Here is a 15,086-nt window from a genome sequence, read left to right as displayed (position 1 = left end):
CCAGGCTACAGCTCGGGAATCAGCATCAGCAAGTCTGTCTCGCCAGGGTCTATGCCGGCCTGCTTTAGCAAGGTGGTCGCCTGCCCACGATGATGCGTCTGGTGGTTGAACAGATGTATCGCCAGCGCCTGCAGACTGCGGCGTACCGGCATACCTTTCATGCTGCAATAACTGAGCACGGTGTCGGGCGGTAATCCACCTACGATTTCGGCCATTTCGATAAGCGCGGCGTCTAGCCGACGGCGGTACTGCCACAAGCTTGGCAGGTCGTCGAACAATTCGTCGTTCAAGCGCGATGGGGCTCGCACCTCTTGTAATAACGCCAACGGCTGTGCCAGTGCCTCGTGGCCGGCAAAACGCTTAAGCCACAATACATCGCCAGTCATCACATGGTTCAAGGTGCCCAGAATAGACCCAAAGTAGGCGCCTCTGTCACACCTTAAAGCCTGCTCATCCAAGCCGGCAGCAATCGCGTAGAGCTTTTCGTTCATCCAGCGGTTGTAGCGTGCCATCATCAGGAACCAGCTGTCATCAGTGGCCAAGATATCTTCTGAGGCCGTCATCATCGCTCCTGCTGCGCTTGATTCGGATCACGCCAGCCTATTTGCTGGCTGAGCCTCGTGGTGAGTTCTAGCAAGGCCTGGGCGGGGGCGCCGTTGGGGTCATCGGACATTTTCCCCATGGCACCCACTACCGATATCACGGCTGCCGGTAAGCCCGCACGATCCAGCACCGGCGAAGCAATAGCGCTAAAGCCCGCCAGCAGCGAACCAGCAGCGCATGCCAAGCGGGTGGCGCGAATGGACTTCAGCTGCGCCTCAAGGTCGCTTTCAGAAGCAGCGTTTGCCGCTTGTTCCTTCCACTCGCGTTTTTCTTTTCTCATCATGCCCGCTGTCGTGGTGCGCGGCATCCATGCCGCGTATACCAAGCCTGTGGCCGAATGGGTTAAAGGCAGGACACTGCCGACTCGAATCTCCAACACAGTGCGGTTGCGGCCATCCACCCTATCGACCACGGTCGGGCCATGCGAACCCCACACTGAGAGCGCAGCCGTATAACCCAGTTTTTCGGCCAACAAGGGTAGCTCTGCCCCGACAAGGCGCACCACATCTATTTTTTCCAGCGCCGACAAGCCCAGCTTGAGTGCCGCAGGGCCTAAGTCGTATCGCCCGTATTCACCGTGTTGCTTCACCAAGCCCAGCTCAAGAAAGCTGACCAAGTAAAACCGCAGCTTGCTTGGCGGCATGCCCACCGCCTGCCCAAGCTCTTTCAGACTAAGCGCCGTCTGGGCCTGAGCGAGGCAATCCAGTATTTGAAAACCGATCACCACAGACTGAATGCCACGCGGTTTACGCTGTGCATCATCGTCCAGTTCAGGTTCAACTTCCTTGCCTTTGTTTTGAACGCCTTTCTTCATGGCAATCCCCCTTCATCCAACCAGCAATCATGACACGACTGCACGCAAGCCAGCAACGTCAATGTATTGCCCTTCACAAACAAGTGCTTCTCGGGATTTCCCTATAGGCCTTAGGCATAATTTTTAATAATATTATTGTATTGATTTTATATTGTTGAACAATAGCGCTAGAGATGCACCGTGCCATTTCTGCTTGGCGTGCTGCCCACTCTGCCATAGCCCCCCAAGGAGCCCCCATGTTCTTGAAGAATGCTTGGTACGTTGCCGCTTTCGATCACGAGTTCGAACAAGCCTTTATTGCCCGCCGGCTGCTGGATATTCCCCTGGTCATGTTCCGCACGGGTGACGGCGAGCTGGCCGCGCTGGAAGACTTGTGCCCTCACCGCCTGCTGCCGCTTTCCTGTGGCAAGCGCGTTGAAGATCAAATGCAATGCGGCTATCACGGCATGCGCTTTGATGCCCAAGGGCACTGTACCGACGTGCCCGGCCAAAGCAACATACCGGCTGCCGCCCACATTCGCAGTTTTCCGCTGGTGTCGCGTCACGGCTTGGCATGGATATGGATGGGCCCCGCCGAACTTGCCGATACCGCGCTCATTCCCGATCTTTACCAGAACGACCATCCGCAATGGGCAGCCTCACGTGGCTATCACCACATCCAAGCCGACTACCGACTGGTCAATGACAACCTACTGGATCTTAGCCACGAAACCTATGTGCATCAGCGCACCATAGGCAACGAAGAAGAAGAGTCCATCGCCAACTACCCCATGACCGTGACGGTTACGGACGACAGTTTGATACGGGTACACCGAGAGATGCCCAATATCGATCCACCCCCATTCTTCCAGCTGCTCCTGCAGCAAAACGGCCCCATCCATCGCTGGCAGTCCGCCGTCCATCTCGTGCCCTCTATCAACCTCACCATTGTCGGTGCACACCCAGTAGACACCGAGCGCAGCTCCGCCGCCGTAGGCCACGCCATGCACCTGTTGACACCCGAAACCGAAAGCTCCACCCATTATTTCTGGTCCTTCGTGCGCAACTGCCGCCTAAACGACGAGCAACTGACGCAGATCATCGTCAACGCCAGCCGCCACACCTTCGACGAAGACAAAGTCATTCTCGAGGTTCAGCAAAAACAGGCGCAAGCCCTGAACCGCCCGCTACCGTCGGTGGCCATCAAACTGGACGAGGGCCCCATACGCGCCCGCCGCGTGCTGGAACAACGCCTGAAGGCCGAGGGCAATGATGCTTCGTATGTGGTGGCTCCGCCCGAACTGGTGCCCGAGCATTCTTATGCGGTGTTGGACTAAGCTGTAGGCGCCTTGTATCGCCTACAAAACAAGAAGCCCGCCAAACTATTCGCATGGCGGGCTTCTTGTTTGTACTGACACCGCTACCGTTTTGACACGCCTTTCAAGCGTGCCTATCGGTATCAGGCTTACTCGGCGTCGGCAGCCGGCAGATCGGTTTCCGGAGCTTGCGACTCGGCAACGACGTCCACGGACACCACAGGTGCGTCTTCGAACGGGTTCTCCAGCGCGCGCAGTGCCTGGCGTTCGGCCGCCTCGTGGCGTTCCTTGGCCTTGCGGGCATTGTGATACGACATACCCGTACCAGCCGGGATCAGACGACCCACAATGACGTTTTCCTTCAGGCCACGCAGGTCGTCGCGCTTGCCCATGACGGCAGCCTCGGTCAACACGCGGGTGGTTTCCTGGAAGGAAGCCGCCGAAATGAAGGAGTCGGTCGACAGCGAAGCCTTGGTAATACCCAGCAGCACGTTGTCGTACGTGGCTGGAATCTTGCCTTCGGCTTCGACGCGATCGTTCTCGTTCAGCAGTTCGGAACGCTCAACCTGTTCACCCGTGATGAAGTTGGTGTCACCGGCGTTGGTCACGTTCACACGACGCAGCATCTGACGCACGATCACTTCGATGTGCTTGTCGTTAATGCGCACGCCCTGCAGACGATAGACGTCCTGCACTTCGTTGACCACATAAGTAGCCAATTGCTCTATGCCCTTCAAGCGCAGAATGTCGTGCGGATCGGCTGGGCCGTCGACGATCATTTCGCCCTTGTGCACCACTTGGCCGTCGTGCACCAGTACCTGTTTTTCCTTGGGAATCAGGAACTCGTGGCTGACACCGTCCAGGTCGGTGATGACCAGACGCTGCTTGCCCTTGGTGTCCTTACCGAAGGAAACCGTACCCGTGACATCGGCCAACATGCCGGCATCCTTGGGCGAACGAGCTTCGAACAGCTCGGCCACACGTGGCAGACCACCGGTAATGTCGCGAGTCTTTTGCGATTCTTGCGGAATACGCGCCAGCACTTCGCCCACCGACACATCCTGGCCATCGCGCACGGTGATCAGTGCGCCGACCGGGAAGGAGATGTTGACCGAGTGGTCCGAACCAGCAATCTTGACCTCGTCGCCGTTTTCGTTGAGCAGCTTGATCTGCGGACGCGTAGCCGCCTTGGTCGAGCGCGTCTTGGGCGTGATCACGACCAGCGTGGACAAGCCTGTGACTTCGTCGAGCTGGCGAGCCACGGTCACGCCTTCTTCGATGTTCTCGAAGCGGACCTTGCCGACGTACTCGGAGATGATCGGACGCGTCAGAGGATCCCACGAAGCCAGACGCTGACCAGCCTTGACCGTATCGCCGTCGCCCACCAGGATGGTGGCGCCGTATGGCAGCTTGTGGCGTTCGCGTTCGCGGCGATTGTCGTCATAAATGACGATTTCGCCCGAGCGCGAGATGGCCACGCGTTCGCCCTTGGCGTTGGTGACGTAGCGCATACCCAGCGCGAAGGCTGCGGTACCAGCCGACTTGGTTTCCACCGAGCTGGCCATGGCAGCACGCGAAGCGGCACCACCAATGTGGAAGGTACGCATGGTCAGCTGCGTGCCGGGTTCACCGATGGACTGAGCGGCGATCACACCAACCGCTTCACCTTGGTTAACCAACGTGCCGCGGCCCAGGTCGCGGCCATAGCAATGGGCGCACAGACCATGACGCGTTTCGCAAGTCAGGGGCGTACGCACCTTGACTTCGTCCACGCCCAGCGAGTCGAGCAGTTCAACGACGTCTTCGTCGAGCAGCGTGTTGGCCGGAACAGCCGTTTCCTGCGTCTCGGGGTTGACAACGTCGGCAGCCGTCACGCGGCCCAGCACGCGTTCGCGCAAGGGTTCGATGACTTCACCACCTTCAACCAGCGCTTTAAGCGTGTAGCCTTGCGTCGTACCGCAATCGGTTTCGATAATGACCAGATCTTGCGTCACGTCGACCAGACGACGGGTCAGGTAACCCGAGTTGGCGGTCTTCAGTGCCGTATCGGCCAAGCCCTTACGTGCCCCGTGGGTCGAGATGAAGTACTGAAGTACGTTCAGACCTTCACGGAAGTTGGCGGTAATAGGCGTTTCAATAATCGAGCCGTCAGGCTTGGCCATCAGGCCGCGCATACCGGCCAACTGGCGAATCTGAGCGGCAGAACCCCGGGCGCCCGAGTCAGCCATCATGTAGATGGAGTTGAACGACTCTTGGCGCACTTCCTTACCGTGGCGGTCGATGACCGGTTCGGTAGAAAGCTGTTCCATCATGGCCTTGCCGACCTTGTCGCCGGCCTTGCCCCAGATGTCCACCACGTTGTTGTAGCGCTCTTGGGCAGTGACCAGACCCGACGAGTACTGCTTGTCGATTTCCTTGACCTCGCCGCTGGCCTGGGCAAGGATTTCTTCCTTGACCGTAGGCACAACCATGTCGCCCAGGGCGATAGAGATACCACCACGGGTAGCCAGGCGGAAGCCCGATTGCATCAGCTTGTCGGCGAAGATAACGGTGGCACGCAAGCCGCAACGACGGAAAGAATCGTTGATCAGACGCGAGATTTCTTTCTTCTTCAGGGCGCGGTTCAGCGCCGAGAACGGCAGGCCCTGAGGCAGGATCTCGGACAGCAGCGCGCGTCCCACTGTGGTTTCGACGCGCTTGAGCACCGGTTGGAAATTGCCTTCGGCATCCTTCTGGTATTCGTGCAAACGTACGGTAATGCGCGTTTGCAGCTCGACTTCGTGACTGTCGTAAGCACGTTGCACTTCGGCCAGATCGGCGAAGAACATACCCTCGCCCTTACCGTTAACGCGCTCACGCGTCGTGTAGTAAAGACCCAGCACGATATCTTGCGACGGAACAATGGACGGTTCGCCGTTAGCGGGGAACAATACGTTGTTCGAAGCCAGCATCAGCGTACGCGCTTCCAACTGCGCTTCGAGCGACAGCGGAACGTGAACAGCCATCTGGTCGCCGTCGAAGTCGGCGTTGAACGCCGCGCAAACCAGCGGGTGCAGCTGAATAGCCTTGCCTTCGATCAGCACAGGTTCGAAAGCCTGAATGCCAAGACGGTGCAGCGTAGGTGCACGGTTCAGCATGACCGGGTGCTCGCGGATCACCTCTTCGAGGATGTCCCACACCACAGGCTCTTGGCTTTCAACCAATTTCTTGGCCGCCTTGATGGTGGTGGCCAAGCCCATGATTTCGAGCTTGTTGAAAATGAAGGGCTTGAACAGTTCCAGCGCCATCAGCTTGGGCAGACCGCATTGGTGCAGCTTGAGCTGAGGACCGACCACGATGACCGAACGGCCCGAGTAGTCGACGCGCTTGCCCAACAAGTTCTGACGGAAACGACCGCCCTTGCCCTTGATCATGTCGGCCAGGGACTTCAGTTGACGCTTGTTGGCGCCCGTCATGGCCTTGCCGCGACGACCGTTGTCCAGCAAGGAGTCGACCGATTCCTGCAGCATGCGCTTTTCGTTGCGCAGGATGATCTCGGGGGCCTTGAGTTCGATCAGGCGCTTCAGACGGTTGTTGCGGTTGATGACCCGGCGATACAGATCGTTCAGGTCGGAGGTCGCAAAACGACCGCCATCCAGCGGCACCAGAGGGCGCAGCTCGGGAGGCAGAACCGGCAGCACTTCCATGACCATCCAGTCGGGACGAATGCCGGACTTCTGGAAGCCTTCGATGACTTTCAGACGCTTGGAGATCTTCTTGATCTTGGCGTCGGAGGCAGTGGCTTTGAGCTCTGCGCGCAGGGTTTCGACTTCGCGATCGATGTCGATGGTGCGCAGCAGTTCACGTACGGCTTCCGCACCCATCAGGGCATGGAAGTCGTCGCCGTATTCTTCCGTTTTGGCCAGGAAGTCGTCGTCGGACATGATCTGACCACGCTTGAGCGGGGTCATGCCAGGTTCGATCACGCACCAGGCTTCGAAGTACAACACGCGTTCGATGTCGCGCAGCGTCATGTCGAGCACCATGCCCAGACGCGACGGCAGCGACTTCAGGAACCAGATGTGCGCAACGGGGCTGGCCAGCTCGATGTGGCCCATGCGCTCGCGACGCACCTTGGTAACGGTAACTTCGACGCCGCACTTTTCGCAGATGACACCGCGGTGCTTCAAACGCTTGTACTTACCGCACAAGCATTCGTAGTCTTTGACCGGACCAAAGATCTTGGCGCAGAACAGACCGTCACGTTCGGGTTTGAACGTGCGGTAGTTGATGGTCTCGGGTTTGCGAACTTCGCCGAACGACCACGACCGGATTTTCTCCGGCGAAGCGAGGCCGACCTTGATGGCGTCAAATTGTTCGTCTTGCGAGACTTGCTTAAATAGATCGAGTAGCGCTTTCATCAGTTACGCTCCAAATCCATGTCCAGGGACAGGGATCTAATTTCCTTGACGAGGACGTTGAACGACTCTGGCATGCCGGCATCGATCACGTGGTCGCCCTTGACGATGTTCTCGTAGACCTTGGTACGGCCAGTGATATCGTCGGACTTGACCGTGAGCATTTCCTGCAGCGTATAAGCCGCGCCGTAAGCTTCCAGCGCCCACACTTCCATCTCACCGAAACGCTGACCGCCGAATTGGGCTTTACCACCCAGAGGCTGTTGCGTAACCAGCGAGTACGGGCCGGTGGAACGCGCGTGCATCTTGTCGTCGACCAAGTGATGCAGCTTCAGGTAGTGCATGTAGCCCACAGTGACAGGACGCTCGAATTGCTCGCCGGTACGACCGTCGAACAGCCAGGCTTGCGTACGGTCGTCAGTCAGCTTGAGGTCTTGGGCGACTTGATCAGGATAGGCCAGCTTCAACATGGCGGTGATGTCTTCTTCGGCAGCGCCGTCGAACACAGGCGTAGCCAGCGGCACACCATTGGCCAGGTTGCGAGCCATTTCGATGACTTCGTCATCGCTCAGCCTTTCGAGATGCTCGGGACGACCACGCTCGTTGTAGACCTGTTCGAGGAAGCTACGAACTTGCTTGGCCTGAACGCCCTTCTCTTGCTCGATCATGTCGTTGATACGACGGCCCAAGCCCTTGGCAGCCCAACCCAGGTGAACTTCAAGCACCTGCCCGATGTTCATCCGCGAAGGCACGCCCAGCGGGTTCAACACGATATCGACAGGGGTGCCGTCAGCCATGTGCGGCATGTCTTCGACCGGGGTGATGCGCGAGACCACGCCCTTGTTACCGTGACGGCCGGCCATCTTGTCGCCAGGCTGCAGGCGGCGCTTGACGGCCAGGTAAACCTTGACCATTTTGAGCACGCCGGGGGGTAGCTCGTCGCCTTGCGTGAGCTTCTTGCGCTTTTCTTCGAAAGCCAGATCAAACTGGTGACGCTTCTGTTCGAGCGATTCCTTGGCTTGCTCAAGCAACACAGCGTGCGCTTCGTCCGAAAGACGAATATCGAACCACTGCCAGCGGTCGAGTTCAGCCAGATAAGCGGACTCGACCTCTTTGCCCTTGGCCAGCTTGCGCGGGCCGCCGTTGACGACCTTGCCAACGAGGAATTTCTCGATACGGTCGAAGGTATCGTTTTCAACGATACGCAGCTGGTCGTTCAAGTCTTGGCGGTAACGGCGCAGTTCGTCGTCGATGATGGACTGAGCGCGCTTGTCGCGGTCGATACCTTCACGCGTGAAGACCTGCACGTCGATAACCGTGCCAACCATGCCCGAAGGCACGCGCAGCGAGGTATCTTTCACGTCGGAGGCTTTCTCGCCGAAGATGGCGCGCAGCAGCTTTTCTTCGGGCGTCAGTTGGGTCTCGCCCTTGGGCGTAACTTTACCGACCAGCACGTCATCGGCACGCACTTCAGCGCCAATGTGCACAATGCCCGAATCGTCCAGGCGATTCAGTTGCGTTTCTGGCAGGTTGCTGATGTCGCGCGTGATTTCTTCAGCGCCCAGTTTGGTGTCTCGTGCCACTACCGTCAGTTCCTCGATGTGGATCGAGGTATAGCGGTCGTCGGCTACGATTTTTTCGGAGATCAGAATCGAGTCTTCGAAGTTGTAACCATTCCAGGGCATGAACGCGATCAGCATGTTCTGACCCAGAGCCAGTTCACCCAGGTCGCTGGACGCGCCGTCAGCCAGCACGTCGCCACGTGCGACGATGTCGCCACGCTTAACGATAGGACGCTGGTTGATGTTGGTGTTCTGGTTGGAACGCGTGTATTTGGTGAGGTTGTAGATATCTACACCGACTTCACCCGCGACGTTCTCTTCGTCGTTGACGCGAATCACGACGCGGTCTGCATCAACGTGGTCAACAAGACCGCCACGACGAGCTTGCACGGTGGTGCCCGAGTCGACCGCTACGGTGCGCTCGATACCGGTACCGACCAGAGGCTTCTCGGGGCGCAGGCAAGGAACCGCCTGACGTTGCATGTTGGCGCCCATCAGTGCACGGTTGGCGTCGTCGTGTTCCAGGAAGGGAATCAACGAAGCAGCTACCGACACGATCTGCGAAGGCGCAACGTCCATGTAGTCGACGTTGTCAGGCGCAGTCAACAGCGTCTCACCCGCTTGGCGGCAAGCCACCAAATCGTTGGTGAAGCGACCTTCTTCGTCCAGCTCGGCGTTAGCCTGGGCAATGATGAAGTTGCCTTCTTCGATAGCGGACAGGTAATCGATCTGTTCGCTGACCTTGCCATCGATAATTTTGCGATAAGGCGTTTCCAGGAAACCATACTCGTTCAGACGAGCATAAAGCGCCATGGAGTTGATCAGACCGATGTTCGGACCTTCAGGCGTTTCGATGGGGCACACACGACCGTAGTGCGTGGGGTGCACGTCGCGCACTTCAAAGCCGGCACGTTCGCGAGTCAGACCGCCCGGGCCCAAAGCCGAAACACGACGCTTGTGCGTGATTTCGGACAAGGGGTTGGTTTGGTCCATGAACTGCGACAACTGGCTGGAACCGAAGAACTCTTTAATCGCCGCAGAGATGGGCTTGGAGTTGATCAGATCGTGCGGCATTAGGTTCTCGGACTCAGCCTGACCCAGACGCTCTTTGACGGCACGCTCTACGCGCACCAAGCCGGCGCGGAACTGGTTTTCGGCCAATTCGCCCACGCAACGCACGCGACGGTTACCCAGGTGATCGATATCGTCGATCTGACCACGACCATTACGCAACTCGACCAGCACCTTGATGGTGTCAAGGATGTCTTCGTCGGTCAGCGTCAGCGGACCCGCGGTGGTTTCGGCGCGACCCAAGCGGCTGTTGACCTTCATGCGGCCAACACGCGACAGATCGTAGGCTTCTTCGCTGTAGAACAAGCGTTGGAACAGCGCTTCGACCGCTTCTTCGGTTGGCGGCTCGCCGGGACGCATCATGCGATAGATGGCGATACGAGCCGTGTTCTGATCGGCGGTTTCGTCAGTACGCAAGGTTTGCGAAATATAGGGGCCACGATCCAGATCGTTGGTGTACAGCGTCTGAATATTGCGCACGTTGGCGATGCGCAAGTCGGCCAACACGCCTTCGGTGATTTCGTCGTTGGCGTTGGCGATGACTTCGCCGGTCTCTTCGTTGACGATGTTCTTGGCCAGCACCTTGCCCAGCAAGAAATCTTCAGGAATAGACACGTGCTGCACGTTAGCAGCCTCGAGCTCGCGCAGGTGACGTGCGTTGATGCGCTTGTCTTTCTCGACGATGACCTTACCGCTACGATCGGTGATGTCGAAGTGGGCCACTTCACCCTTCCAGCGCTCGGCCACGAATTCCAGCAGACCGCCCTCACTTTGCAACTCGATGTTGTCGAAGTCGAAGAAGTGAGCCAGGATGGCCTCGGACGTCATGCCGATGGCCTTGAGCAGGATGGTGACAGGCATCTTGCGACGACGGTCGATACGGAAGAACAGGATGTCCTTGGGATCGAACTCGAAGTCTAGCCAGGAACCACGGTAAGGAATCACGCGTGCGGAAAACAGCAGCTTACCGGAGCTATGCGTCTTACCGCGATCGTGCTCGAAAAACACGCCGGGCGAACGGTGCAGCTGTGATACGATGACGCGCTCAGTACCGTTGATCACGAACGAACCGGTGTCTGTCATGAGCGGCATTTCGCCCATGTAGACTTCCTGTTCTTTCACTTCCTTCACGGTAGGCTTACTGACTTCGCGGTCCATCAGCACCAGGCGCACTTTGGCGCGCAAGGGCGAGGCATACGTCAAACCGCGCAGTTGGCATTCTTTTACGTCGAAAACCGGGTCGCCCAGGGTATAGCTGACAAATTCCAGCCGTGCCATCTGGTTATGACTGACTATCGGGAAAATCGATGTGAAAGCTGCCTGCAGGCCTTCATCTTTACGTTGTGAAGGGGCAGCTTTTTCTTGCAGGAAAGTGGAGAAAGATTCCAATTGCGTCGCCAGCAGGTAAGGAACGTCCTGGACGTCCTCTCGCTTGGCGAAGCTTTTACGTATGCGCTTTTTTTCGGTAAACGAATAAGGCATGAGCACTCCGACTCGATGGGGTTACACAGACCGTCAACCACGGCCCTGGTTTACGACTCCAGAAAACCTGTCTGTCCAAATGAAACCCGATGGCCATAACGGGTTTTCTGGAGACGCAAAACCCGGAAAGACCGAAATCGGTCTTTCCGGGTGAGAACAAGCAGGATTACTTGAGCTCGGCCTTAGCGCCAGCTTCTTCCAGCTTCTTCTGAGCAGCTTCGGCGTCAGCCTTGGCCATGGCTTCTTTAACAGCCTTAGGAGCGCCGTCAACCAGGTCCTTGGCTTCTTTCAGGCCCAGACCGGTGATTTCGCGCACGACCTTGATGACGTTAACCTTGTTGGCGCCGACTTCCGTCAGAACCAGGTCAAACTCGGTCTTTTCTTCAGCTGCGGCAGCAGCGCCACCAGCGGCGGGGGCAGCTACGGCCACGGCGGCGGCAGCAGCCGACACGCCGAATTTTTCTTCCATGTCCGTGATCAGTTCGGACAGTTCCAGGACCGTCAGGTTAGCGACGGCGTCAAGGATTTCTGCTTTGCTCAGTGCCATTTGTAGAACTCCAAATATTAAATAAATGCCAGGTTGGGTATCGCTCTGTCGTTCGACGAGTTCCGCTGCAAGTTATGCAGCTTCCTTTTGGTCGCGAACGGCCGCCAGGCCACGCACGAACTTGGTAGGAACTTCGTTGAGCGTACGCACAAATTGCGTGACGGGTGCTTGCATGGTACCCATAAGTTTTGCCAGCAACTCTTCGCGGGAGGGCATCGTGGCCAAAGCCTTGACGCCATTCGCGTCAAGCTGGCTGCCGGGCAGCGAACCGCCCTTGATGACCAGCTTGTCGTTGGTAGTAGCAAAACCGGCAAGTACCTTGGCTGCCGAAACGGGGTCGTTGCTGATGGCGTACATCAGCGGGCCGACCATTTGATTGGTAAGACCTTCGAAAGGCGTACCAACCACCGCGCGGCGTACCAACGTGTTCTTCAGAACGCGCAGGTATACACCCGACTCACGCGCTTTTTTGCGCAATACGGTGACGGAAGCGACGTCCAGACCACGATACTCAGCGACGACGATCGATTGGGCGTTGGCCAGTTCGGCAACGACTTCTTCGATGACGACCGCTTTCTCTGCTCGATTGAGACTCACGGTATGAACACTCCATCTAACGACACAAAGGACGACCCTTCGTGTCTACCGAATGCGGCGCTCCTGGTCGAGTTCTTGAAAAGAATTCTTCCATGGGCGCCGTCTGCGCTGGATGAGAATAGCCAGACAGATGCCTGATTCTTCTTGATTAAGCCCAAAGCCTTAAAAAAGACGATTTGGGCTCCAGCGGTCTTTGACAGCGGCACCCCCAATACAGCCGGGGGTACAGCCCAAAGTACTGTTTGTGACAGCCTGAATTAGGCGGTCAACGAAGCGATTTCGACACGTGCACCGCCACCCATGGTGGAGGACACGGCCAATTTGCGCAGATACACACCCTTGGCGGATGCGGGGCGAGCCTTGTTGAGGGCTTCGACCAGCGCGGCCAGGTTGCTTTGCAGCTTTTCGGTGTCGAAGGAAGCACGACCGATAGTGGCATGGATAATGCCGGCTTTGTCGGTACGATACTGCACTTGACCTGCCTTGGCGTTCTTGACTGCCGTAGCGACGTCAGGAGTTACCGTGCCCACTTTGGGGTTAGGCATCAGGCCACGGGGACCGAGCACTTGGCCCAGGGCACCCACGACGCGCATGGTGTCGGGAGAAGCGATGACGACGTCGAAGTCCAGGTTACCGGCCTTGATGCTGTCAGCCAGGTCGTCCAGGCCGACGATGTCGGCGCCAGCGGCTTTGGCTTCCTCGGCTTTGTCGCCTTGGGCGAACACAGCCACACGGACCGATTTACCCGTACCAGCAGGCAGAACCACCGAGCCGCGAACCAGTTGGTCGGACTTACGGGGATCGATACCCAACTGAACGGCCACGTCGATGGATTCGTCGAACTTGGCAGTAGCCGTTTCTTTAACCAAGGTCAGCGCCTCGGCAACGGGGTAGAACTTATTGCGATCGATCTTGGCGCGGATCGCTGCCGCGCGTTTGCCCAGCTTAGCCATGATTAAACGCCCTCCACTTCGATGCCCATGCTGCGCGCACTGCCAGCCACCGTACGAACTGCTGCGTCCAGATCGGCAGCGGTCAGGTCGGGAGACTTGGTCTTGGCGATCTCTTCAGCTTGGGCGCGCGTCAACTTGCCGACTTTTTCGGAGTTGGGACGTGCGGAACCCTTTTGAATGCCAGCTGCCTTTTTGATCAGGATCGTGGCCGGCGGAGTCTTCATGATGAACGTGAAGCTCTTGTCGGCAAAGGCGGTGATGACGACAGGAATCGGCAGACCGGGCTCCAGACCTTGAGTCTGGGCGTTGAAGGCCTTGCAGAATTCCATGATGTTCAGACCGCGCTGACCCAGCGCTGGACCGATGGGGGGGGACGGATTGGCCTTACCAGCTGGGACTTGCAGCTTGATGAAGCCGACGATTTTCTTCGCCATGCTTTACTCCTTGCGGGTTCATGCGTTCAGGATGTCTGGAAGACACCCAGAACTCCCCGGGGTTGAAAAACGATCAAGCCTTTTCGACTTGACCAAAATCGAGTTCGACAGGTGTGGCGCGGCCAAAAATAGTGACCGAAACGCGCACCTTGCTTTTCTCGTAGTTGACGTCTTCGACGTTGCCGTTGAAGTCTGCGAACGGGCCTTCTTTGACCCGAACCATTTCGCCCACTTCGAAAAGAATTTTGGGCCGGGGTTTCTCGACGCCCTCTTCCATTTGCGAAAGAATTTTTTCTACTTCGCGCTCGGAGATGGGAGCCGGACGGTTGCCGGAACCGCCCAGGAAGCCAGTGACACGATTGGTGCTTTTCACCAAGTGCCAGCTGTCATCGGTGAGATCCATTTCTACCAACACGTAGCCGGGGAAAATACGGCGTTCAGTGATGGATTTTTTGCCACCTTTGACTTCGACGACTTCTTCGGAGGGCACCAGAATGCGCCCGAAGGATGTCTGCAAACCTGCCTGCTCAATACGCTCGGTCAAGGCTTTGCTGACGCTTTTTTCCATGCCGGAATAGACATGAACCACGTACCAGCGTTTACTCATGTCTTATCTCCATCCTAGTAACAGGCCATAGATGACCCAGCCTAGGGTTTTATCCACCAGCCAAAGAAATATGGCCATGATGATGACGAAGACGAACACGATGCCCGTCATCTGCATAGCTTCTTTGCGAGTCGGCCAATGGACACGCTTGACTTCGTGATAGGCATCACGGCCGAAGGCCATTGTGCGACGGCCAGGTTCGCTAGACCACGCGATAAAGGCGGCGATGATGACGCTTACAAGGAAAATCGCTACGCGTACTACGCCAGGCTGGCCGTCGAGTACCGAGAACGCAACGATGCCAGCGGCGATAACGAGCACGGCCAGCCCAAGCTTGACACGATCTAGCGTGCTGTTGACAGTTTCTACTTTGGTATTCGACATATGATGCGAGTTGTCCCGCTGTATCGCTTGCTACGCAGCGATTTGGATGGCAGGGGCAGTAGGAATCGAACCTACAACCTTCGGTTTTGGAGACCGACGCTCTGCCAATTGAGCTATACCCCTATAACCTGAAAAGACAGCCTTCGTCAGACTTGGGCTGCCTACTGCATGCCGATGTAAACCCACTACAGCGGCATGCAGATTCAAAACTACTTAAGCGATGATTTTGGCGACGACGCCGGCACCGACGGTACGGCCACCTTCGCGGATAGCGAAGCGCAGACCTTCTTCCATGGCGATAGGCGCAATCAGCGTCACTTCCATCGACACGTTGTCACCG

The 15,086-nt window shown here is 57.4% G+C and carries 12 protein-coding genes and 1 tRNA gene; 1 reads left to right on the top strand and 12 read right to left on the bottom strand.

The window, feature by feature from the left end; genetic code table 11:
- Positions 1–5 precede the first annotated feature (5 nt).
- Complete coding sequence (locus H0484_RS14085) at positions 6–563, bottom strand: DinB family protein (protein WP_226955275.1); 558 nt, start codon at positions 561–563, stop codon at positions 6–8.
- A complete protein-coding gene (locus H0484_RS14080; RefSeq protein ID WP_226955274.1) occupies positions 563–1,417 on the bottom strand; it encodes an IclR family transcriptional regulator in 855 nt (284 codons plus the stop codon). The genes H0484_RS14085 and H0484_RS14080 overlap by 1 nt, the downstream gene beginning before the upstream one ends.
- Before the next feature lie 236 nt (positions 1,418–1,653).
- Between H0484_RS14080 and H0484_RS14075 the strand changes: the two genes are divergently transcribed.
- Complete coding sequence (locus tag H0484_RS14075) at positions 1,654–2,733, top strand: aromatic ring-hydroxylating dioxygenase subunit alpha (RefSeq protein ID WP_226955273.1); 1,080 nt, start codon at positions 1,654–1,656, stop codon at positions 2,731–2,733.
- Positions 2,734–2,861: 128 nt separating this feature from the next.
- Here the strand turns inward: H0484_RS14075 and rpoC are convergent, their stop codons facing one another.
- The 10 genes from rpoC to H0484_RS14025 form a co-directional block, all read right to left on the bottom strand.
- Positions 2,862–7,112, bottom strand: coding sequence for a DNA-directed RNA polymerase subunit beta' (rpoC, locus tag H0484_RS14070; protein WP_226955272.1), 4,251 nt, complete (start codon positions 7,110–7,112; stop codon positions 2,862–2,864).
- Positions 7,112–11,224: a DNA-directed RNA polymerase subunit beta gene (rpoB, locus tag H0484_RS14065; RefSeq protein ID WP_226955271.1), complete on the bottom strand. Its 4,113-nt coding sequence runs from the start codon at positions 11,222–11,224 to the stop codon at positions 7,112–7,114. The genes rpoC and rpoB overlap by 1 nt, the downstream gene beginning before the upstream one ends.
- 166 nt (positions 11,225–11,390) lie before the next feature.
- A complete protein-coding gene (gene rplL, locus H0484_RS14060; RefSeq protein WP_226955270.1) occupies positions 11,391–11,771 on the bottom strand; it encodes a 50S ribosomal protein L7/L12 in 381 nt (126 codons plus the stop codon).
- 72 nt (positions 11,772–11,843) lie between these two features.
- Positions 11,844–12,368: a 50S ribosomal protein L10 gene (gene rplJ / locus H0484_RS14055; protein ID WP_226955269.1), complete on the bottom strand. Its 525-nt coding sequence runs from the start codon at positions 12,366–12,368 to the stop codon at positions 11,844–11,846.
- Positions 12,369–12,625: 257 nt separating this feature from the next.
- Positions 12,626–13,321 (bottom strand): 50S ribosomal protein L1, encoded by a 696-nt coding sequence (gene rplA, locus H0484_RS14050; RefSeq protein WP_226955268.1) that lies wholly within the window; start codon positions 13,319–13,321, stop codon positions 12,626–12,628.
- A 2-nt stretch (positions 13,322–13,323) separates the two neighbouring features.
- Positions 13,324–13,755, bottom strand: a complete 432-nt coding sequence (rplK, locus tag H0484_RS14045) for a 50S ribosomal protein L11 (RefSeq protein WP_226955267.1) — start codon at positions 13,753–13,755, stop codon at positions 13,324–13,326.
- A gap of 73 nt (positions 13,756–13,828) precedes the next feature.
- Positions 13,829–14,362 carry a transcription termination/antitermination protein NusG gene (gene nusG / locus H0484_RS14040; protein ID WP_226955266.1) on the bottom strand — a complete coding sequence of 178 codons (534 nt, stop codon included), beginning with the start codon at positions 14,360–14,362 and terminating at the stop codon, positions 13,829–13,831.
- A gap of 3 nt (positions 14,363–14,365) precedes the next feature.
- Positions 14,366–14,746: a preprotein translocase subunit SecE gene (secE, locus tag H0484_RS14035; RefSeq protein ID WP_226955265.1), complete on the bottom strand. Its 381-nt coding sequence runs from the start codon at positions 14,744–14,746 to the stop codon at positions 14,366–14,368.
- Positions 14,747–14,793: 47 nt separating this feature from the next.
- Positions 14,794–14,869 (bottom strand) — tRNA-Trp (locus H0484_RS14030).
- A 90-nt stretch (positions 14,870–14,959) separates the two neighbouring features.
- Positions 14,960–15,086 (bottom strand): EF-Tu C-terminal domain-related protein (locus tag H0484_RS14025; protein ID WP_449288526.1); only part of this gene is annotated, 127 nt, incomplete at its 5' end.

It is taken from the genome of Mesopusillimonas faecipullorum, from assembly GCF_020539505.1.
Lineage (GTDB): Bacteria > Pseudomonadota > Gammaproteobacteria > Burkholderiales > Burkholderiaceae_B > Mesopusillimonas > Mesopusillimonas faecipullorum.
Note: the sequence above shows the minus strand (reverse complement) of the source record. Positions and strands in the feature narration are given on the sequence as shown.

Coding starts and splice junctions, on each gene's coding strand:
- H0484_RS14085 (WP_226955275.1), bottom strand. CDS start 563: ATGACGGCCTCAGAAGATATCTTGGCCACTGATGACAGCTGGTTCCTG.
- H0484_RS14080 (WP_226955274.1), bottom strand. CDS start 1,417: ATGAAGAAAGGCGTTCAAAACAAAGGCAAGGAAGTTGAACCTGAACTG.
- H0484_RS14075 (WP_226955273.1), top strand. CDS start 1,654: ATGTTCTTGAAGAATGCTTGGTACGTTGCCGCTTTCGATCACGAGTTC.
- rpoC (WP_226955272.1), bottom strand. CDS start 7,112: ATGAAAGCGCTACTCGATCTATTTAAGCAAGTCTCGCAAGACGAACAA.
- rpoB (WP_226955271.1), bottom strand. CDS start 11,224: ATGCCTTATTCGTTTACCGAAAAAAAGCGCATACGTAAAAGCTTCGCC.
- rplL (WP_226955270.1), bottom strand. CDS start 11,771: ATGGCACTGAGCAAAGCAGAAATCCTTGACGCCGTCGCTAACCTGACG.
- rplA (WP_226955268.1), bottom strand. CDS start 13,321: ATGGCTAAGCTGGGCAAACGCGCGGCAGCGATCCGCGCCAAGATCGAT.
- rplK (WP_226955267.1), bottom strand. CDS start 13,755: ATGGCGAAGAAAATCGTCGGCTTCATCAAGCTGCAAGTCCCAGCTGGT.
- nusG (WP_226955266.1), bottom strand. CDS start 14,362: ATGAGTAAACGCTGGTACGTGGTTCATGTCTATTCCGGCATGGAAAAA.
- secE (WP_226955265.1), bottom strand. CDS start 14,746: ATGTCGAATACCAAAGTAGAAACTGTCAACAGCACGCTAGATCGTGTC.